Origin of the sequence: Bacillus infantis NRRL B-14911, from assembly GCF_000473245.1 — a bacterium.
Lineage (GTDB): Bacteria > Bacillota > Bacilli > Bacillales > Cytobacillaceae > Bacillus_AB > Bacillus_AB infantis.
In genome coordinates this window covers 1,515,193-1,534,624 of the sequence record NC_022524.1, presented here as the reverse complement: position 1 = coordinate 1,534,624, position 19,432 = coordinate 1,515,193, and the positions used below count along the sequence as shown (strand labels likewise).

Below are 19,432 nucleotides of genomic sequence, written 5' to 3'. Positions count from 1 at the left end.
ATGTGGAATTTAAAGTTTTCAGATAATCAATAATTCATTTGGATTATGACATGATTATAAAAACATGTCAATTGATTTTTCAAAAAATATTCAACTTTCCGATCCTTGCTGCTGCCTCTTTAAGCCTCTCTTCATCTGCAAGCAGACCTGCGCGGACATATCCTTCTCCATATTCGCCAAATCCGATGCCGGGAGCCACAACTACTTGCGCTTTTTCGAGCAGAACATCGGCAAATTGCTCAGACGTCCAGCCTTCCGGAACTTTCAGCCAGGCAAAAAATGATCCTAGCGGTGCTTTAACATCCCAGCCTATCTCCCTAAGGCCTTCAATAAAAGCTTTCCGCCTGGAAGCATAGACCTGCACCAGTTCATCCACACATGCCTGCGGCCCGGACAAAGCCTCTGCTGCCGCTTCCTGCACAGCACCAAAAAGGCTGACATACAGATGATCCTGCATAAGATTGATGGCTTCAATCACACTTTCATTCCCAGCCGCAAACCCCACTCTCCAGCCTGCCATATTGTAAGTTTTAGAGAGTGTATAAATTTCAATGCCTGTTTCCTTTGCCCCTTCCGTCTGCAGGAAGCTGACTGGCTTTTTGCCGTCAAAGCCAATTGCACCGTAGGCGAAATCATGAACAACGCAAATTTCATTTTCCGCTGCAAAGCGGACCGTTTCTTCGAAAAATTCCTTCGTAGCCGTGGCTCCGGTCGGATTATTCGGATAATTGAGGAACATCATCCTGGCTGATTCGATGTCCTGCTCAGAAAGCTCACCATAATCCGGCAGAAAATGATTCTCTTCTTTCAGGGGCATGACAGCCATAGAAGCTTTCGCAAGGGCCACTCCTGACCAATAATCAGGATACCCCGGGTCAGGAACAAGGATCGTTTCCCCTGGATTGAGAAGACATTGAGGAATTTCAACCAGGCCAGCCTTCCCGCCGAATAAAATAGCTATTTCCTTTTCCGGATCAAGGTCCACACCATATTCCCTTTTGTAAAATTCAGCTGCTGCAGCTTTCAGGCTGTGCTGACCGCGAAAAGGGGAATATTTATGATTAAGGGGATTTTCGGCTGCTTCCTGAAGTTTCCTGACGATATGCGGCGGTGTGGGCCTGTCAGGGTTTCCCTGGCCAAGATTGATGACATCATGCCCCTGCCCGGCATACCTGGCTGCTTTTTGCACCAATGTTGCAAAGAACTGCTTTGGCAGACTTTGCAACAGTTCAGATTGAGGAAATATTTTCATCACATAGTCACCTGCTTTACATGTGGATTAAATTTTTATTTGAAAAACCAATGACAAAGATATAACGTAAAAGGCAGGAAGTAAAGAAATATTCTGCAATTTTATCATTTTATCCTTTGCATACGGAGGTTTACCCTATGAAAATATCCTGCATCCAAATGGACATCTCCTTTGGCAGCCCTGAGAAAAATTACGAAAAAGCTGAAACGCTGATCGAGCGCGCAAGCAAAGACAATCCCGATATCATCGTGCTGCCTGAGCTGTGGACAACGGGCTATGATTTAACCCGACTGGAAGAAATCGGGGACAGGCACGCAGAATCAAGCATCCGGTTTTTGCAGACTATGGCCCATAAGCATCATGCTGCCTTCATTGGAGGAAGCGTCGCAAATAAAACAGAGGATGGTGTTTTCAACACCCTGCTTGCAGTCAGCAGCACAGGTGAACTCCTGCACCAATACAGCAAGCTGCACCTTTTTCAACTGATGGATGAACATCTCCACCTGTCACCCGGGAGCGGGGATGCTTCTTTCAATCTGAATGGCCATCCCATGGCCGGCTTTATCTGCTACGATATCCGTTTTCCTGAATGGATCCGCAAGCATGCACTTGAAGGAGCAGAAGCCATTTTCGTCGTGGCTGAATGGCCCCTGCCCCGCCTCGCCCATTGGCGCGCGCTGCTGATTGCAAGAGCCATTGAAAATCAATGCTATGTGGTTGCCTGCAACAGGGCCGGATCTGATCCGGCCAATCAATTTGCCGGCCACTCCATCATCATCAATCCATGGGGCGAAGTCGTTGCAGAGGCTTCAGAGCACGAAGAAATCCTTTCAGCAGATCTCGACCTCAGGCTTGTAGAGGAAGTGAGGGCACGCATCCCAGTTTTTACGGACCGCAAACCTGAATTCTATTAGAATTTTTTAAATTTTTATTGACAGAAAACATATGCCGCTGTTACTATTTTTTCAAATGGCTGGCGGCAGCCGTTTATACAAACTTATATTCTCTTATCAAGAGCAGGCAGAGGGACTTGGCCCGATGATGCCCAGCAACCGACCGTAATTCCATCGTGAGATGGGGCGCAATCCTTGCGCCGGAGAATTCCTCCATAAGGCACGGTGCTAATTCCAGCAGAAAGCTTGGCTTTCTGGCAGATAAGAGGTGCGAAGCTCAATACTTCAAGCCTCTTTCAGCATGAGAAAGAGGCTTTTTTATGTCCTGATGGATAAATAAAGCCTCCAAATTCAGGAGGGAAAAATGATGACACTCGTAAAAAATAAATATGCTCCGCTGACAGAAAAAACAGCCGCGGAACTCGCTGTAAGCCTTGGCCAGTTTCCCGGAAATGCATCTTTAGCCACGGAAGAAATAGGCGACGGAAATCTTAACCTTGTCTTTAGGATCAAGGAAAACGGGACAGGAAAAAGCCTGATTATCAAGCAGGCTCTCCCTTTTGCCAAGGTAGTAGGCGAAAGCTGGCCGCTGACCTTGAAAAGGGCTGCTATTGAAGCAGAAGCGCTTAAACTTTTTAAAAAGCTTGCTCCGGATTTTGTGCCGGAAGTTTTCTACAATGATGAAGAGCTCGCGGTGACTGTGATGGAAGATCTTTCACACCTGGAGATCAGCCGTACAGGGCTGATCTCTGGAAAAGAATATCCGCTGCTTTCCGGCCATCTTGGAAACTACCTGGCAAGAACTTTGTTCTATACCTCGGACTACGGCCTTCTTCAGGCTGATAAGAAAAAGCTTGCCAAAGATTTTTACAACCCGGAGCTGTGCAAAATTACGGAAGACCTGATATTTGCAGATCCTTATTTCAATAGCCCGACCAATGATTTTGAAGAAGAGCTGAAAGGCGATGCAGAAGCCTTATGGGCTGATTCAGTATTGAAACTCGAGGCAGCGCGCCTCAGGAAAATTTTCTTAAATGAAGCGGAGGCGCTGCTTCACGGTGATTTGCATACAGGAAGCATCTTTGCTTCCGATGCGGAGACAAAAGTCATCGACCCGGAATTTGCTTTCTACGGCCCTGCAGGTTTTGATATCGGACAGGTGATTGCCAATCTGTTATTCCAGTCTATCGCCAATCCTGAGAAAACGAGACTTATAGATCATCATATTGAAACATTCTGGGGAACTTTCTCAGATGATTTCTCTCTTTTATGGCAGAAGGATAATAAAGATCCTTTTGCTGGAACAGAAGGTTTTCTATCCGCTGTGCTTCAGAAATATTGGGAAGATGCGGTTGGTTTTGCAGGCTGTGAGCTGATAAGAAGGACAATCGGACTGGCCCATGTTGCTGACCTTGACGGGATAGAAGACAAAAAGGCGCGCCTGGCTGCCAAGAGAGCTGCACTGGCTGCAGGGAGAAACCTGATCCTTCAGCGCAGGGAAATCGCAGATGCAAAGGATTTATGCAGGATTGTCAGCCTTGTTTCGGCAGGGTGAAAACAAGGTATTCCGCAGGTTCAGAAAAACCCAGTTTTTCTGCAAGCTTCTTACTTGCCAGATTGGCCGCGCTGCAATCCCAGCGCGGCTGCAGATTTTTTCCCAGGGCAGTTTTAATGAATCTCGCAGCAAGCATGGCTCCCAGCCCCTTTCCCCTGGCACTTTCTGCTATATGGATATCCATTTCGGCAAATTCATTGCTCCTGAATATAGAAACACATTCACCGGCTGCCTGCTCTCCCATCAGCACCCTGATGCCGAATCCGGATCTCAGAAAATGCTCAATGGATCCCCAGTATGTGCTGAAATAATCCATTCGGAACTCAGGATATTCACCTGCTGACTCCCTATCCAGCGGAAAAAAGGAGACTTCGCTGCTTTTGGTAGACAGTTTAGGAACCGGCGAAAAATTTTGAAAGGAATGGCGGTGATGCTTATTGAGCCTCTCTCCAAACTGGCCGGATATGAATTGATCCAGTTCGGCAGAGCCGGAAAAAAGTGTGAACCGCCTCCCATTTTTCTCTGCTTCATCCAATTTTCCTGCCAGCAGGTCAAATGACCCTTCTCCCGCTCGTCCCGCGGCATAGTGGATGCCGCTGGTGAGGGATATCAGCAGACTTCCTTGCCTCTCCTGTACCTCACCTGGTATAAGGCCATCAAGAACAGCCGAAGCAAAGACTGGGACAAAATCAGTTCCAGGTATATGCTCATACATATAGGCCATATCAAGCTACTCCGGCTTAGCCCACATTTCACGGGGGTTCAACTCATAAACGCTGTTTTCCCTGTACATGAAATGATTGACGATAAATTCTCTCCTGATCGTCGCATAGTCTTCATGGAATTTCTTTATATACTCATTAAGCTCTTTTTCAGGATATTTCTTTCCCATTTTCAGACCTGAAGCAATATGCTCAAAGATAAACAGCTTTTTCTTGCGCTGTGCCGGTATATTCTTGAGCTTCCCTTCTTTTGTGATGAAATTTTCGATAACCTTTTGTTTCTCATTATGCATTTCCAGCATTTCTTCCATCTCTCCTTCCTTTTTATCAAACAGGTTAATGAGAACCTCTGCCTGCTGTTTGATAACCGATTCATTCAAGTAATAATAGATGGTGTTTTTATCACGGCGCTGATAGATGCTATTAATAGCTTTTAGCTTGTTTAAATGATGGGTGATCGTCGGGGGAGTAAGGCCCAATTTGCCTGCAATTGCCTGGCCATGCAGAGGCCCATTCGATAATAGTGCTATAATCCGTATTCTGGCAGGGTCGCCCATCGTTTTATGAAATGCCACCAGTCTGTCTAACTGCATGAGATCAGCCTCCAAATTTGATGTATGTCTAATTAGATTTATATCAAATTAGAATACAGCAGTCAATTCTTTTGCAAAAAAAATGCATCATTCTGCTGAATGATACAAATTTGAACAATCGGTATTTCTTTTTTGCTATAAAGTAAAAATGCCGCCTGGATCCTGGTACCCGCCCCGCTTTATGGGGAGATCGATATGAAAAACGGTTCCTTCCCCCATTTTGCTTTCCACTTCAATATTACCTTCATGCTCTTCAATTATTTTATATGTGACCATTAAGCCCAGCCCGGTCCCCCGTTCTTTCGTTGTATAAAACGGCTCTCCCAGCTTTCGCAATTTTTCCGGCGGAATGCCGGATCCCTCATCCCTTATGGAAATCCGGATGCTCCCTGTCCTGTTTTTTTGAATGCAAATGGTAATGATTCCGCCCTTTGGCATCACTTCAATCGCATTCTTAATAATATTTATGAACACTTTCTTCAATTGGTTCGGCTCACAGAAGACCAGGGGAAGGTTCTTGGCATAATCTGTCCTGAACTGGACATTATGGAGAACTGCCTGGGCAGTCAGGAGCTCAACTGTCTCTTTCATCAGCTGGATAATATCTTTCTCGACATACTGAATGGCCTGTGGCTTCGCCAGAATCAGGAATTCATTTATAATGGAGTCGATTCTCTGCAGTTCAGAGGTAATAATATTGAAGTACATGGAATTTCCGCTCCCTGCACTGTCTTCCAGAAGCTGAATGAACCCTTTCAAAGCTGTCATTGGATTTCTGATCTCATGGGCGATTCCCGCTGCTAATTGCCCAATCACATTCAGTGTATCAGACTTCTTCAGCTGGTCCTCCATCTCCAGCTTCTCTGTAATATCCTTAAAAGTCGTCAGGCTGAGCCCTGAGAAGACATTTTGCTTCAAAGAGAACTCAAAATGCATTTTTCTGCCGGATTTCAAAATATAAGAAATCGTCCCGTTGGATTGGCCGCTGCCTGACAGTTCCTCCAGATGCATGCGCAGCTCCTCTTCTGTTATATTACAATCATTCAGCAGCGCAAGCAGGGACTGTCCCACAATTTCATGCTGACTCATCTGCAGCATTCTTTCTCCTGAAGCATTGATATCGACAATGGTAAAGTTTTCATCCCACAGTATCAGCCCCTCCAGGGCACCTTCAAAAATGCTGCGGAATTTCCTTTCGCTTTCCCGCAGTTCTTCTTCCATTTTATGCCGCTCACTGACATTCCTGAAAATCGTCATATGATAGCCTTCAACGGCGTTCAGCTTAACGGTGAATTCCAGCAGCTTCTTTTGCCCATTTGGCATGAGAAAAAACAGCTCATTCCTTACCTGTCCCTCTTTGTACAGCTCCTCGAGAATTTGGAAATAGCTTTCATCCTTGTGAAGAACAAAATCATCCACCTTCCCGGCAAGAAGTTCATCATGGGTGCTTTCAAATATTCTGCATGCTGCCTGGTTTGCATTGATGATTGTCCCTTTATCCTTCCAGTAAACGATCCCATCGAGCGCTTCCACAAACAGGTCTTTATACAAGTCTTCATGTTTGCGGATTTTCTGCTCCAGCCGTCTCTTCTCTGTAACATCCCTGAATATGGACAAAAGGAGGCGGCTATCAGGAAGGCGGCTCGTTGTAAATTCAAAGTAGGCAAGGCTGCCGTTATTGGCCATCGGCAGAACACCTTTGACTTTTTCCTGGGACTGCAGCAGCTTTTTCTGCTTTTCCAGCTTAAAATGATAATCGACGGGAACCAGGTCATCCAGCCTAAGTCCCTCGAACTGTCCCTTCTCAGTACCTAAAAACCGAGACATGGCAGGATTAACCGCAATAATCTCCCGCTGTTCAGTATAGATGATCATTCCATCTGCTGCGGAATCAAAAACATGATTGGCTACTACAGACTTTCCCATTTGCTCTGCCGCCTGTTTCAGCCTTTCATTTTCCAGTTCAAGCACGGCTATCCTTTCCTCCATTTGTTTTCTTGCTATATCAGATAAAGCCCCCACCTATTTTCCTCCTCGAAGACATAGACTTGCCTGACATCTATCTTATACCTTTCCAACTGTGCTGGAAAATTCTATCGGCTTTTATGGCTTGTATACTACAACACTTACATTTTATTACTGTTGGGGTTAAAAAAAAACAATTTTTAGACAATTACCAGCAATTTTTTCCCTTTTCTGTTGAGACGAAACAGCTTAGACTCTATGAAAAACAGGCTGCGGCAAAAATGAGTTTTGCCTGCAGCCTGTTTTGTTCATTTATAGCCTGAATTTAGAAATCATCTCGTTCAGCTGATCTGCGAGCTCGGACAATGACTGGGCATTATCAGAAATTTCCTCCATCGAATGATTTGTCTGGCTGATGGAGGCACTCGTCTGTTCAATCCCTGCTGCAGATTCCTCGGAAACGGATGCAATATTTTCAATTGAGTCATTCATTACCGCAGAACTGCTTGAAATTTGTTCGAGGCTCCTGGAAATTTCATTGATGTTTTCAGACATCCTGTTGACAGACTGATAGATATTTTGGAATGTCTGGCCTGTATGCTCAATCTGGCCGGTCCCCTCTTCTACCTGCTCATATCCATGCTTAAGGGAAAGGACGACGTCATTGGATTCTGCCTGAATCCCTTTAACAATCCTGGTAATGTCTGACACAGAGAAAGATACCTGTTCAGCCAGTTTCCTTACCTCATCCGCCACCACGGCAAAGCCTCGACCATGCTCACCAGCCCTTGCAGCTTCAATGGCAGCATTAAGGGCAAGCAGATTGGTTTGGTTTGCTATATCATGGATAACCTGCACAAGCTTAGAGATTTGCTTAGTCTGCTCATCCAGTCCCTGCACCTTTTGTACAGAAGATTTCATGATCTCGTTGATGCGCAGCATCTGCTGCTGTGATTCTTTCATAAGCTCATCGCCATTTTTCGTCATATTCAGAACTTCGCCTGAATCTTTCCTGATGGCAGCGCCGCTCTTATTGGCATACTCAACTTTACCCAGATAATCTTCCATCATTTCAGCAAGGCTTGTTGCAGAATTGGCCTGCTCTTCTGCTCCACCTGAAAGCTCCTGCATGGTGGATGCTGCCTGCTGGCTTGCCGATCTGACTTCATTCGCCGAGATATTCAACTCCCCGCTTCTGTCAGTCACATAAGTGGACACGGCTGAAATCTCCTGTATCATTGCCTGAAGCTTTTCTTTCATGGAGTTAGAGGCACGGCTCAGCTCTGCGAGTTCATCCTCCCCTTCCATTTCCACCGATTCTACATTAAGATTTCCTGCTGCAACCTCATTCGATAAGGTGACAATCTGGCTCAGCTTGCCGGAGATCAGTCGCCCGATAAGGAGGATGCTCGCCACTCCCAGAACAGAAGAAACAACGACGGAGACAGCCAATACAATCATCGTCAGAATGGTTCCGGCTTTGGCTGATGCAACAGCACTTTTTTGGTCTTCCTTGAGAATGCTTCGCAGCTCGTCCAACTGGCCGACTGTTTCTGTGATAATATTATCCACCTGTAATTTGCCCAGGCGGTAGCCCCTGACATTCTGAAGCTTTACTTCAGGGATGATGACATCATTGAAAATCTTTGTTATCTGCTTGTCATTTTGATCAATCCGCTTATAGAGGCTTTTTGTCTCCTCATTCCTGAGTGAAGGCTGCACCTGTTTTTTGAGCTTGTCTATGCTTTCTTCAAGATCTTTGAAACTATTGAGGTGTTTAGGATTGGAATCAATGATGAAATTTCCGATAGTGCTTCCTTTATTATTGAACAGGGCTGCGATTTCTGTTGTCTGGATCGTCTTATCCCCTGTTTCTTCAACTGTATTCATCTTTACATTAACCATCGTCAGCAATACAAACGTAATGATGGTTGAAACGGCAAAAAGACCAATAGTAATGAATAGAGCCGCTCCATATTTCTGTCCCAGCTTAAGCTTTCTCCAGAACTTAGTATTCATCAGCTTTGCAGCCAAGGCGGGCCATTTCCTGCCTCTTTCCTTTTTTATCTTCGGCTTTTTGGCTTTAGCCTTTTTAACCCTTGCCTTTTTTTCCCCTTTCACATCTATTCCCCCTATTTCTTCTTCGCTGAACCAAACTATTGTCCTAATAAGCAGAAATAAAACTATGTAACTTTTAGACTATTAACATTCATTATAATATATAGATTTTTGATTTTGAAGAAATACTTTCCAAAGTTTCAGAAAAAACCGGCAGATTCTGTTTTAGAATTTACTGGTATGCCATCCTCTAATTAACACGGCACAACTGTTTAGCTGCATGTTAGGCTGGGTATTATAGATAAAAGTTTTATGGGGGTCTTTAATCAAGGAGGATTTATGAAACAGCGAGACTATTACTTTGACAACGCCAAGTTCATTTTGATCTTTTTTGTTGTCTTTGGGCATTTGCTACGTTCCTTTATTGAAGATAATGAAACAATCTACACCCTGTACAAGGTCATCTATACCTTCCATATGCCGGCTTTCATTCTGGTTTCAGGATTTTTTGCAAGAGGGATATGGAAACAGGGATATGTGAAGAAAATTGCCAAAAAGCTGATTCTGCCTTATTTAATTTTCCAGGCAATTTATTCTGTGTTCTATTATTATCTTTATAACAAATCAACAATCTCTCTCGATCCTTTTACGCCGCACTGGTCACTATGGTTTCTGCTGAGCTTGTTCTGCTGGAATATCATGCTGCTTTTGTTCGCAAAATTCAAGCCTGCTTATTCCATCGGAGCTGCTATATTGATTGGGCTGCTGATCGGCTATGCTGACACGGTATCCAATTATTTAAGCTTATCCAGGACGTTTGTGTTCTTCCCGCTTTTCCTGATCGGATACTTTTTACGGAAAGAACAGCTATATATGCTATTCAGGCCAAAATTCAGGTTTGCTGCATTAGGCATCTTTGCAATCGTGTTCATCGGCTTCTATTTTTATCCGGATATCAATTATAAATGGCTGCTTGGATCAAAGCCATACGCTGAAATGGGCGCAGCTTCTTTTAAAGCATTGCTGACCAGGCTGTCCTTTTACATTCTCAGCCTCATCATGGTGTTTTCGTTCCTGGCTTTCGTACCAAGAAAAAAATATTTCTTTACGAATCTCGGCAAGAACACTTTATATGTCTATCTTCTGCATGGGTTCTTTGTGAGAATTTTCCGGGAGAGCGTGGTTCAGGATTACTTCCATGAGCCCGAGAATTTCCTGCTTTTAGCAGGGATATCCCTGATCCTTACGCTTATCCTTTCAAGCAGGATTGCAACTTCTTTTGCCCAGCCGCTTATAGAGCTTAACACCTCCAGGCTGAAGCAGCTTCAGCTGCGGGGAAAAACATGGCTGGAGTTTTATAGGAGAAAACTGTTAAGCTGATTGAATGCCCGCCGGACGGCGGGCTTTTTACTTTGGGCAGCCCGGGGATCGGGAATCCCAGGGCTGGAAAAAAGAAGATTGCCTAAGCGGGTCAGATGATTTACAGCTACTTTTTTTGTCAACAATAACGTATAATAATAAGTTGTTCTGAACTGCACTACTCTTAAAGGAGTTCTACTATTATGAATATCGTTTGCACCACATTGAACGCTAAATATATCCATACCAATATTGCCATCAGGTATTTAAAATCTTACGCCGAGCCTGAGTATGACATTCAGCTGGCAGAGTACACCATTAAGGATCCTGTCATGAATATCGTGACCGATCTGATTAGAAAAAAACCGGATATTATCGGATTCAGCTGTTATATATGGAATATTGAAGAAACAATCAAGGTCATTAATATCATCAAAAAAATCAATCCTGCCATCCAGATTATTGCCGGAGGCCCTGAGGTTTCCTACGATGTGCCGGAATGGATGGGAAAGGTAGAAGCATTTGACTATATCGTCATCGGTGAAGGAGAAGAAACGTTTAAGCAGCTTCTTGCAGAGCTTGATGGTGATAAAAAAATGGAAAATGTCCATGGTATTGCCTACAGGGAAAATGGCCAGGTAAAGTTCAACCCGCAGCGAAATAAGCTGAATTTGCGCGAACTTCCATCCCCTTTCCGATTTGAAGAAGACAAAGCGCATCTTTCCAAACGCGTCACTTATATAGAAACGAGCAGAGGCTGCCCTTTCTCCTGCCAGTTCTGCCTTTCCTCCATTGAAGTTGGCGTCCGTTATTTTGACAGAGAGAAAATTAAGGAAGATATCAGATATTTAATGGATAATGGAGCTAAAACGATTAAGTTTGTGGACCGTACCTTCAATATCAGCAGAAGCTATGCGCTGGAGATGTTCCGTTTTCTGATTGATGAGCATCGGCCGGGGACTGTCTTTCAATTTGAGATCACTGCTGATATCATGAGGCCGGAAGTCATTGATTTTCTCAACAAGGAAGCCCCTCCTGGACTATTCCGTTTTGAGATCGGCGTCCAGTCGACAAATGATGCAACAAATGAATTGGTCATGAGAAAACAGAACTTTGCCAAATTGACAAGGACGGTTACAATGGTCAAAGACGGCGGAAAAATCGATCAGCATCTTGATTTGATTGCGGGTCTGCCTGAGGAAGATTATGATTCGTTTAAGAAGACCTTTAACGATGTGTTCGCCATGAGGCCAGAAGAGCTTCAGCTTGGTTTCCTGAAAATGCTGCGCGGAACAGGCCTGAGGCTGAGTGCAGAAAAGCACGGATACACTTATATGGATCATTCGCCATATGAAATCCTCGGCAATAATGTACTGCCATTTGAAGATATTATCAGGATCAAACAGGTTGAAGATGTTTTGGAAAAATACTGGAATGACCATCGCATGGACCATACTATTGAGTATTTGACTACCCGTTCGTTCCCGACCCCTTTTGACTTTTTCCAGGAGTTTGGAGGTTATTGGGAAGAGATGGGCTGGTCCAGGATCGGTCATCAGCTCGAAGATCTATTCCGCAGGCTGCAGCAATTCCTCGAATATAAGCAGCTGGAAGATCTAAGGGTCATTGAAGGCCTTATGAAATTGGACTATCTTGCAAACCAGAAGTATAAGCCTAGAAAACCATGGTGGGAAGCCGGCTATGAAAAGAGCGATCGATCCGCTATCTATCAGGAAATTGCAAGGAACCCAGCTTCATTGGGCAGCCAATTTGAAAATCTGCGCCTGAGCGAGAAGGACCTTCACAAACATACTCTTCTTGACCAGGTTGAATTTGATATCAGCGCGTATCTGGAAACGGGAGAAATTATACGGGAAGCTTCCAGTATCATCGCCTTTTTCGATGCTTCAAATGAACAGACACAAATTTTTTCTTGCACCAAAAATACACTTAAACCAGCTTAATTTCTGAAAAAAAGCCTGAAACTGCTGCAGTTTCAGGCTTTTTTGTTCAGAATGACCGTTTCAAGCCGTGTGCTGTGCTCAGAGCCGGCTGAATTTAGGTTTTGTAACTGGCGCGGATCTATTATTTACCAATTGAAGCCTTTATTTGTTTAAAGATAAAGTTTTTTTAGTTATTTCCCGAATATTTTAATCATTTCCTGATTTTTTCTACCAAATCCTCAAAACCGGTCCAAATCGGCCGCACGGTCATCTCTTATTTACTGTTTCTTTCCTTCTGGTTCTTCTCCCTGAAGGCATCTGGATGTTCGTAGAATTTGCTTGCGTTCATGTCCCCAAATTCCAGGCCGAACTCAACATTGGAGGTCTCCTGCTTCAAGTCACCCTCAGGTTTCCTTTTCATCAGCCCCTCCCCTTTCTTCCCTGCTTGGAATTCCGGTTGGCTCCTTTAGCAGTCTCTTCCCCATGTGTAAACTCTGCGGAGAATTCTGATTCTGCAACATTTTTCTTCGGCGTTTTAGAATATTTTTCTACCGCATCATGTTCAGCTTTTCGCTTCGCCATATTGATTCCTCCTAAGTCATTGTTTCTCCTATATTTTCTTCGTTCCACCCCGAAAGAATTCTTTCTTGCTCTTTCCTTTATTTGCAGGTCCTGCTTCTTTATAAAATAGAAGCCAGCTTGAAAAAATAATACTTGTCCAGCTCTGTAGCCAACCTCTTCGCATTTCTTATAAAGAAAGGATGTGCACATAACAGATGAAAAAAGGGAAGCAGATTGGCATTGATGGCACACTGCCCCACCAAATTTCCGCTCCCAGCTTAAAAGGGACGCATCTGAAGCTGGAAGAGCCATTCAAAAACTCTTTTGGGGTTACAATCGGCGACAGCTTCTACGCTTCAGAAAACTCCCCGCTGGAACAATGGACCGATGAAACCGACCCTGCTGTCATGTCAGGGGAACAATGGATCCACCCGACAAACGACATCGGCTGGAATACAGACGAAAACAGAGAACTCCTCGAAAAAAAACAAAAACCCCAAAGCTCCCCCTTCATGCACCCAGAAAAAGACGTGAGCAGGGGAACGGATTAAACGAAGTGCGGAAGCGGCTTGCCCACTAAGGAACGCAGACTAAAAACCACGTACTGCGGCAACGTCTGCATAACCCACATCCCGTGGCTTATGATGACTCGAGGCCCGGGTTTTGGGGCTTTTGCCCCGATAAAAAAGCATATAACCATGGTTATATGCTTTTACCCAATGATGACTCTTTCCTTTGGATAATGATAGATTGACTTCTTTTCTTTTCCTCCAATGATGAATAAGAAGGAAGTCAGCCCAATTCTTCCAATGAACATCAGTATGATGATCACGCACTTCCCGACCGCTGACAGATCGGGGGTTATCCCCATCGACAATCCTGTCGTTCCGAAGGCCGAACACACTTCAAAAATAATAGCTGTCACGCTGTGGGCCTCAGTCAGACTGAGCACAATAACTGCAAAGAAACACATGCCGACAGCTAAAATGGTGATGACCAGGGATTTTAATACATCATCCTGATGGACTTCCCTTTTAAATACTTTAATATCCCTGTTCCCATGGGCAAACTGATAAAGAAAGAGGACATTCAGGGCGAAAGTCGTGGTCCTGATCCCTCCACCGACCGAGCTTGGGGAAGCTCCGATGAACATTAGCCCGCTCAGAAGCAGCTGGGTAGACTCCGCAAAATCATTGACATTCAAAGTCGAAAGGCCTCCGCTCCTGGTTGTGGCAGATTGGAAGAAAGCATAAAAGAACGTTTTATGCCAGCTCATTCCGCTGAAGTAATGCCTTCCTTCCAGAAGGAGGATTAGAACCGTCCCAACCACCAGCAGCACGGCAAAGGTGGCGCTCGTCAGCTTTGTGAATAAGGAAAAGCGGAAGTTTTTATAATCTCTCCGGTCAAAAAGGTAATGCTTTACTTCTATCAGAACAGGAAAGCCGATTGCCCCAAGTGTGATCAGGATTATATGTATAAGCTGTACAAAATAATCATCCGCATAAGGGATCAAGGAAGCACCGGTAATATCAAAGCCTCCGTTTGTCGTAGCACTGACCGAAGCGAACAGGCCGTGCAGCATGGCTTCCTGGAATGTATCATAATAACTGAGGAAGTGCACACCCAGTATAAGTGCCCCCGCCGCTTCAATAATCAGGATCAGCTTCAGGATTTCCCTGATCAAATTGACCAGGCCCGACAGGTTCGACTGGTTATGGTCGACCATGATGAGCCGCCTTCCCCTTAAACCGATTTTCTTGCCTAGCAAGATCCAGAAAAAAGTACCCAGCGTCATGATGCCGATTCCCCCGAATTGCAGGACGAACATCAGCATAAACACCCCGAAGGTACTGTATGTTTCAGATATATTTATAACTGAAAGCCCCGTTACACTAACGGCACTGACAGCCGTGAAGGCCGAATCGAGCCAGGAAACCTCAACACCGGGCTGATGGACTGCAGGAATGCGCAGCAGCAGCACCGAAATGGTGACAGCAAGCAAATAGTAGCCGGTGATAACCTGGGCAGGGGATAATTTATCCAGCCTTTCTTTTATTTCATCCCACATTATGATCTTTCCCTCCTAAATTGCCTATCCCCTATCATAAAGAAAAACAGAAGGGTTTAAAAGGATTATGAGGCTATTAGCGTGATTTTTTTTATTTTTATATAATTAAGTATAAAGATAATAATTATATCAACAAAATCAGGAGGCTCGATCATGCTTTTGCCAGCACTTGCCGAAAAGATCCTTCGCGAGGTCCGGGGGGTCTTGAAAGAAGAAATCATCGTGGTCAATACAGATGGAATCATCGTTTCAAGCACATCTCCAGATAGAGTTGGAGCCTTCCATGAAGGAGCACTCCAGTCTGTTAAAAAACGGGATAAAAGAATCATCACAGCAGATGATGAAAAAAAGCTGAAAGGCGTCAAAGCCGGGATCAATCTTCCTGTTTTCTTTCAAAAAGAAGTTGCCGCAGTGATTGGGATCACAGGCGACCCGGAAAAGGTAGCTCCTTACGGTGAAATTATCAGAAAAATGACAGAGCTTTTAATCAGCGAAAATTTCTACAGCGAACAGATTGACTGGCAGTCAAGGGCCCTTGAAGGCTTTGTCTTTGATTGGCTGCAGGAGCGGGGGCACGGCAGTTCTTTTATAGACAGGGCGCTTATGCTTAAGGTCGATACCAGGCTTGACCGGCTGGTGTTTATAGCAGAATTCCTCGAACCTGAAAAGATTCCTTCAAGGGAAATCTGGCAAAGGCTCCTATCCTGGCCAGAAAAAAACAGTAATGACCTTTTCATACGCTGGGGTCATGATCGAATTGTTGCGCTCTTCGCACATCATTCAGAAGAGCACATCCAAAGGCTTGAGGACAGAGTATCCAGGTATTACAGCTATCTCGACAGAAGTTCCGGTTCTCCGCTTTCTGGAGGGGCTGGGCAGCCGGCCGCTTCCTCTGCACTCTCCCGTTCCTTCAGGCAGGCGGAACGGGCTGTGAAGGCTGCAAAGAAAGCCAGGGGCCTGAGATTTGATAAAAATCTTACCTTGGAGATGCTGATGGATGAAATCAAGCCTGAAACCAAATTGGATTATATTAAAAGGACCATCGGACCCCTGCAGCAGCACCCCGACGTACTTGCAACACTGAAAGAGCTGTTCAGGCAGAACCATTCATTGAAAAAGACTGCTGAAAGCATGCATATACATATCAATACACTTCACTATCGCCTTAGGAAGATTGAGGATCTGACTGGGCTGGGCACGGGAAATGCACAGCAGCTGTTCATCCTTTATATGGCATGCCTGCTATTGGATGAACATACAAATGATCACTAATTAAGCGGATAATATTCGTATTAATATCTATAGAAATTCTAAATATCCTTCCATATAATGAAGCTAAAAGTACTGCCGGCAGAAGCCGGCTGCAACTGGAGGCTCCTGTTATGATACCGAAAGCTGCTAAAGAGAAATTGACAGCGATTGCAGGCATAGACCAATATGATGACTCTAATGCGGTGCGCCTGGTTTATTCCTATGATGCCACCCCGAATTTTCAATCCCTCCCTGATGCGGTCATTAGCCCGCGAAATACAGGCGAAGTATCTGAAATTGTAAAAGTATGCAGCGAGTATTCCATTCCCATCGTCCCAAGAGGCTCGGGCACAAATTTGTGCGCCGGCACATGCCCGACCGAGGGCGGGCTTGTTATTCTGTTCAAGCATATGAACAGAATTCTTGACCTTGATGAAGAGAATCTCGCCATTACTGTTCAGCCCGGGCTTGTCACACTTGACTTGATACGCGAAGCAGAAGCAAAAGGACTTTTTTATCCTCCTGATCCAAGTTCCATGAAAATATCTACAATCGGAGGAAATATAAATGAAAACTCCGGCGGATTGCGAGGCCTTAAATATGGTGTGACCAGAGATTATGTCATGGGCCTTGAAGTGGTCCTGGCCAATGGGGATGTCATCAGGACGGGAGGCAAGCTCGCAAAGGATGTGGCGGGCTATGACTTCACCCGTCTTTTCACAGGCTCTGAGGGTACACTTGGGATTATAACCGAAGCGACTTTGAAGCTGATCCCGATGCCGGAAACTAAAAAGACGATGCTTGCCCTTTACCAGGACCTTGAAGCAGCCGCGAAGACGGTTTCAAAAATCATAGCCAATAAAATCATCCCTGCAACATTAGAATTCCTTGATCAGCCGACACTCGAAGTTGTGGAAGAGTTCGCACAGATCGGACTGCCTACAGATGTCAAAGCAGTTTTGCTGATTGAGCAGGATGGACCTCGTGAAGTTGTCGAGCGTGACATGGCAAAGATGGAGAACATTTGCCGGGAAGAGAGTGCTGTTTCTGTCCAGGTGGCCAAGACGGCCTCCGAGGCAGAGGCGCTGACGGCTGCGAGAAGAGCCGCCCTTTCAGCCCTTGCAAGGCTCAAGCCCACCACCATTCTTGAAGATGCTACGGTCCCCCGCTCTGAAATTGCCAATATGGTAAGGAGCATCAATGAGATTGCCAGTAAATATGACCTGAAAATCTGTACTTTCGGCCATGCCGGAGATGGAAATCTCCATCCTACCTGTCCGACGGATGCAAGAAATAAAGAAGAGATGGAAAGGGTGGAAAATGCTTTTGCCGAGATTTTTGCAAAAGCCATCGAGCTTGGAGGAACTATAACAGGCGAGCATGGCGTGGGAGTCATGAAAGCCCCTTATCTTGAACTTAAATTGGGAAGCGAAGGCATTGCTGCCATGCAGGCCGTCAAAGCAGCCCTTGATCCGAAGAATATCATGAACCCGGGGAAAATATTTGCCAAAGACAGCAGGAAACGTGTGGTGGTATCTAAATGAGTACAGCAATTGAACGGCAAAAGATCCAAAGTGAGTTCAGCAGCAGGATGGATGAGGATGAAATGCTGAACTGCATGCGATGTGGTTTCTGCCTCCCCTCCTGCCCCACTTACATCACTTCAGGCTTTAAGGAGGAGCATTCTCCAAGAGGCCGAATCGCACTGATGAAAGCTGTAGCGGACGGGCTGATCGAGCCGGACAGCGATGTAGAGCGATCCCTGGATTTATGTCTGGGCTGCAGGGCATGTGAGCCAGTTTGTCCCTCAGGTGTTAATTATGGGCACCTTCTCGAGGAAGCAAGGGATATTATCAGCCAGAATAAAAAGTACTCACTCCCTGTCAAGGCGATCAGGAAGACTGTTTTCCATGGGCTGTTCCCGCATCAGGAAAGAATGACGGCAGCGGCCGGCCTCCTATCCGTGTATCAGCGGACCGGCCTGCAAACCGCTGTTAGGAAAATCGGTTTTATGAAGCTCTTCCCTGACAGTCTTGCAGCCATGGAAAAAGTACTCCCTGCTGTCCCTTCCTACAAGGATATGAAGAAGCGTCCCGAAAAGCTGCCAGCTCATGGGAAGCCAGTGAAAAAGGCAGCATTTTTCTCCGGCTGCCTGATGGACACCATTTTCATGGGGACAAATGACGCGACCATGAAGCTGCTGCAGATGGCCGGCTGTGAAATCGTCATACCCAAGTCACAGGCCTGCTGCGGGGCCCTTCATGGACACAGCGGGGAAAAAGAAAAAGCCAGGGAGCTGGCAAAACGGAACATCGCTGCCTTTGAGGAGACGGGAGCAGATTATATCATAACCAATGCAGGCGGCTGCGGAGCTTTCCTTGTAGATTACGATCATCTCCTGAAAGATGAACCGGAATGGAAAATCCGCGCTGAGAGCTTTACAAATAAGATCAAGGACATTTCCCAGATCCTATTTGAATTGGATTTCCATAAAAACCATAAGTTGACCCTTCCCCATCAGATTCTTACGTACCAGGATTCCTGCCACCTCCGCAATGTGATGAAAACGGCGGCTGCACCGCGCATGCTCCTGGGCTCTATCACCGGGGCAGAGTACCGGGAAATGAAAGATGCGGACAGGTGCTGCGGCTCAGCCGGAATTTATAATATTGTTGAATCGGAAATGTCCATGCAGATTCTTGATTACAAAATGAACCAGGCCAGAACAACAGAAGCGGCAGTCATTGTCACTTCAAATCCCGGCTGCCTTCTTCAGATGAAGCTTGGGATTGAGCGTGAAGGGGCGGCAGGCCATGTCAAGGCAGTCCATATTGCAGACCTGCTTTTAGAAGCAGCAGAATATGCCGCAGCCGGGGCACAGACAGCAAGATAACATTACCAAACATGAAAAAACTCCACAGCTCCATACTACTGATACAGGGCCTTAAGCTCTGCATCAATATGGAAGGAGCTGAAACTCAATATGGCAAGAAGCAGCAATAAACTGCTCGTTCCCGGCATTGAGCAGTATCTTGATCAAGTCAAATACGAAATTGCTCAGGAATTTGGCGTTAATCTGGGTTCAGATACAGTTTCCCGCTCAAACGGTTCTGTTGGCGGAGAGATTACAAAGCGCCTTGTACAACAAGCCCAATCCCAGCTTGCTGGACGGAACGAACAATAATAATAAAATATAAATGGCAAAAAATCCG

Annotated in this window: 17 protein-coding genes, 1 pseudogene and 1 riboswitch; of the genes and pseudogenes, 9 read left to right on the top strand and 9 right to left on the bottom strand. The window is 45.4% G+C overall.

All coding sequences use genetic code 11. From position 1 onward, the window contains the following. Positions 1-79: 79 nt before the first annotated feature. Entirely contained in the window at positions 80-1,252 is a 1,173-nt protein-coding gene (locus tag N288_RS07810; RefSeq protein ID WP_009794258.1) for a pyridoxal phosphate-dependent aminotransferase, read from the bottom strand. Positions 1,253-1,389: 137 nt separating this feature from the next. Between N288_RS07810 and N288_RS07805 the strand changes: the two genes are divergently transcribed. Both N288_RS07805 and mtnK read left to right on the top strand, forming a co-directional pair. After that, the gene (locus tag N288_RS07805; RefSeq protein ID WP_009794257.1) at positions 1,390-2,166 is read left to right on the top strand and encodes a carbon-nitrogen family hydrolase; all 777 of its coding nucleotides are present in this window, start codon (positions 1,390-1,392) and stop codon (positions 2,164-2,166) included. Positions 2,167-2,256: 90 nt separating this feature from the next. Further along, positions 2,257-2,413: riboswitch (SAM riboswitch) on the top strand. Positions 2,414-2,509: 96 nt separating this feature from the next. Beyond that, entirely contained in the window at positions 2,510-3,700 is a 1,191-nt protein-coding gene (gene mtnK, locus N288_RS07800) for an S-methyl-5-thioribose kinase (protein WP_009794256.1), read from the top strand. Here mtnK and N288_RS07795 read toward each other — a convergent pair. From N288_RS07795 to N288_RS25810, 5 genes and pseudogenes are all read right to left on the bottom strand, one after another. Further along, entirely contained in the window at positions 3,678-4,424 is a 747-nt protein-coding gene (locus tag N288_RS07795; RefSeq protein WP_009794255.1) for a GNAT family N-acetyltransferase, read from the bottom strand. The genes mtnK and N288_RS07795 overlap by 23 nt on opposite strands. Positions 4,425-4,430: 6 nt before the next feature. After that, positions 4,431-5,015 (bottom strand): DUF2087 domain-containing protein, encoded by a 585-nt coding sequence (locus N288_RS07790; RefSeq protein ID WP_022543645.1) that lies wholly within the window; start codon positions 5,013-5,015, stop codon positions 4,431-4,433. A 135-nt stretch (positions 5,016-5,150) separates the two neighbouring features. Next, complete coding sequence (locus N288_RS07785) at positions 5,151-7,037, bottom strand: PAS domain-containing sensor histidine kinase (protein WP_022543644.1); 1,887 nt, start codon at positions 7,035-7,037, stop codon at positions 5,151-5,153. Between the two features lie 255 nt (positions 7,038-7,292). Beyond that, positions 7,293-8,111, bottom strand: coding sequence for a methyl-accepting chemotaxis protein (locus N288_RS25815; RefSeq protein ID WP_404802198.1), 819 nt, complete (start codon positions 8,109-8,111; stop codon positions 7,293-7,295). A gap of 120 nt (positions 8,112-8,231) precedes the next feature. Beyond that, positions 8,232-8,441, bottom strand: a pseudogene (locus tag N288_RS25810) (HAMP domain-containing protein); the annotation flags it as partial. A gap of 936 nt (positions 8,442-9,377) precedes the next feature. On the opposite strand from N288_RS25810, the gene N288_RS07770 reads away from it, so the two are divergent. Both N288_RS07770 and N288_RS07765 read left to right on the top strand, forming a co-directional pair. Further along, the gene (locus N288_RS07770) at positions 9,378-10,418 is read left to right on the top strand and encodes an acyltransferase family protein (protein WP_022543642.1); all 1,041 of its coding nucleotides are present in this window, start codon (positions 9,378-9,380) and stop codon (positions 10,416-10,418) included. 182 nt (positions 10,419-10,600) lie between these two features. Then, entirely contained in the window at positions 10,601-12,361 is a 1,761-nt protein-coding gene (locus N288_RS07765; protein ID WP_009794249.1) for a B12-binding domain-containing radical SAM protein, read from the top strand. Positions 12,362-12,614: 253 nt separating this feature from the next. Here the strand turns inward: N288_RS07765 and N288_RS25375 are convergent, their stop codons facing one another. Both N288_RS25375 and N288_RS25370 read right to left on the bottom strand, forming a co-directional pair. Beyond that, positions 12,615-12,761 (bottom strand): hypothetical protein, encoded by a 147-nt coding sequence (locus tag N288_RS25375; protein WP_009794248.1) that lies wholly within the window; start codon positions 12,759-12,761, stop codon positions 12,615-12,617. Continuing rightward, entirely contained in the window at positions 12,761-12,922 is a 162-nt protein-coding gene (locus N288_RS25370; RefSeq protein WP_022543641.1) for a hypothetical protein, read from the bottom strand. The genes N288_RS25375 and N288_RS25370 overlap by 1 nt, the downstream gene beginning before the upstream one ends. Positions 12,923-13,116: 194 nt before the next feature. On the opposite strand from N288_RS25370, the gene N288_RS07760 reads away from it, so the two are divergent. Continuing rightward, a complete protein-coding gene (locus N288_RS07760) occupies positions 13,117-13,452 on the top strand; it encodes a DUF3905 domain-containing protein (protein WP_009794246.1) in 336 nt (111 codons plus the stop codon). Positions 13,453-13,613: 161 nt separating this feature from the next. Here N288_RS07760 and N288_RS07755 read toward each other — a convergent pair whose 3' ends face one another. Further along, positions 13,614-14,969 (bottom strand): TrkH family potassium uptake protein, encoded by a 1,356-nt coding sequence (locus N288_RS07755; RefSeq protein ID WP_009794245.1) that lies wholly within the window; start codon positions 14,967-14,969, stop codon positions 13,614-13,616. A 153-nt stretch (positions 14,970-15,122) separates the two neighbouring features. Here N288_RS07755 and N288_RS07750 point away from each other — a divergent pair, with 153 nt between their 5' ends. From N288_RS07750 to N288_RS07735, 4 genes are all read left to right on the top strand, one after another. Continuing rightward, the gene (locus tag N288_RS07750; RefSeq protein ID WP_009794244.1) at positions 15,123-16,241 is read left to right on the top strand and encodes a CdaR family transcriptional regulator; all 1,119 of its coding nucleotides are present in this window, start codon (positions 15,123-15,125) and stop codon (positions 16,239-16,241) included. 110 nt (positions 16,242-16,351) lie between these two features. After that, a complete protein-coding gene (gene glcD, locus N288_RS07745; RefSeq protein WP_009794243.1) occupies positions 16,352-17,764 on the top strand; it encodes a glycolate oxidase subunit GlcD in 1,413 nt (470 codons plus the stop codon). Next, positions 17,761-19,113 carry a (Fe-S)-binding protein gene (locus N288_RS07740; protein WP_009794242.1) on the top strand — a complete coding sequence of 451 codons (1,353 nt, stop codon included), beginning with the start codon at positions 17,761-17,763 and terminating at the stop codon, positions 19,111-19,113. Before glcD ends, N288_RS07740 begins: the two co-directional genes overlap by 4 nt. A gap of 90 nt (positions 19,114-19,203) precedes the next feature. After that, the gene (locus N288_RS07735) at positions 19,204-19,404 is read left to right on the top strand and encodes an alpha/beta-type small acid-soluble spore protein (RefSeq protein WP_009794241.1); all 201 of its coding nucleotides are present in this window, start codon (positions 19,204-19,206) and stop codon (positions 19,402-19,404) included. The last annotated feature ends 28 nt before the right edge of the window (positions 19,405-19,432 follow it).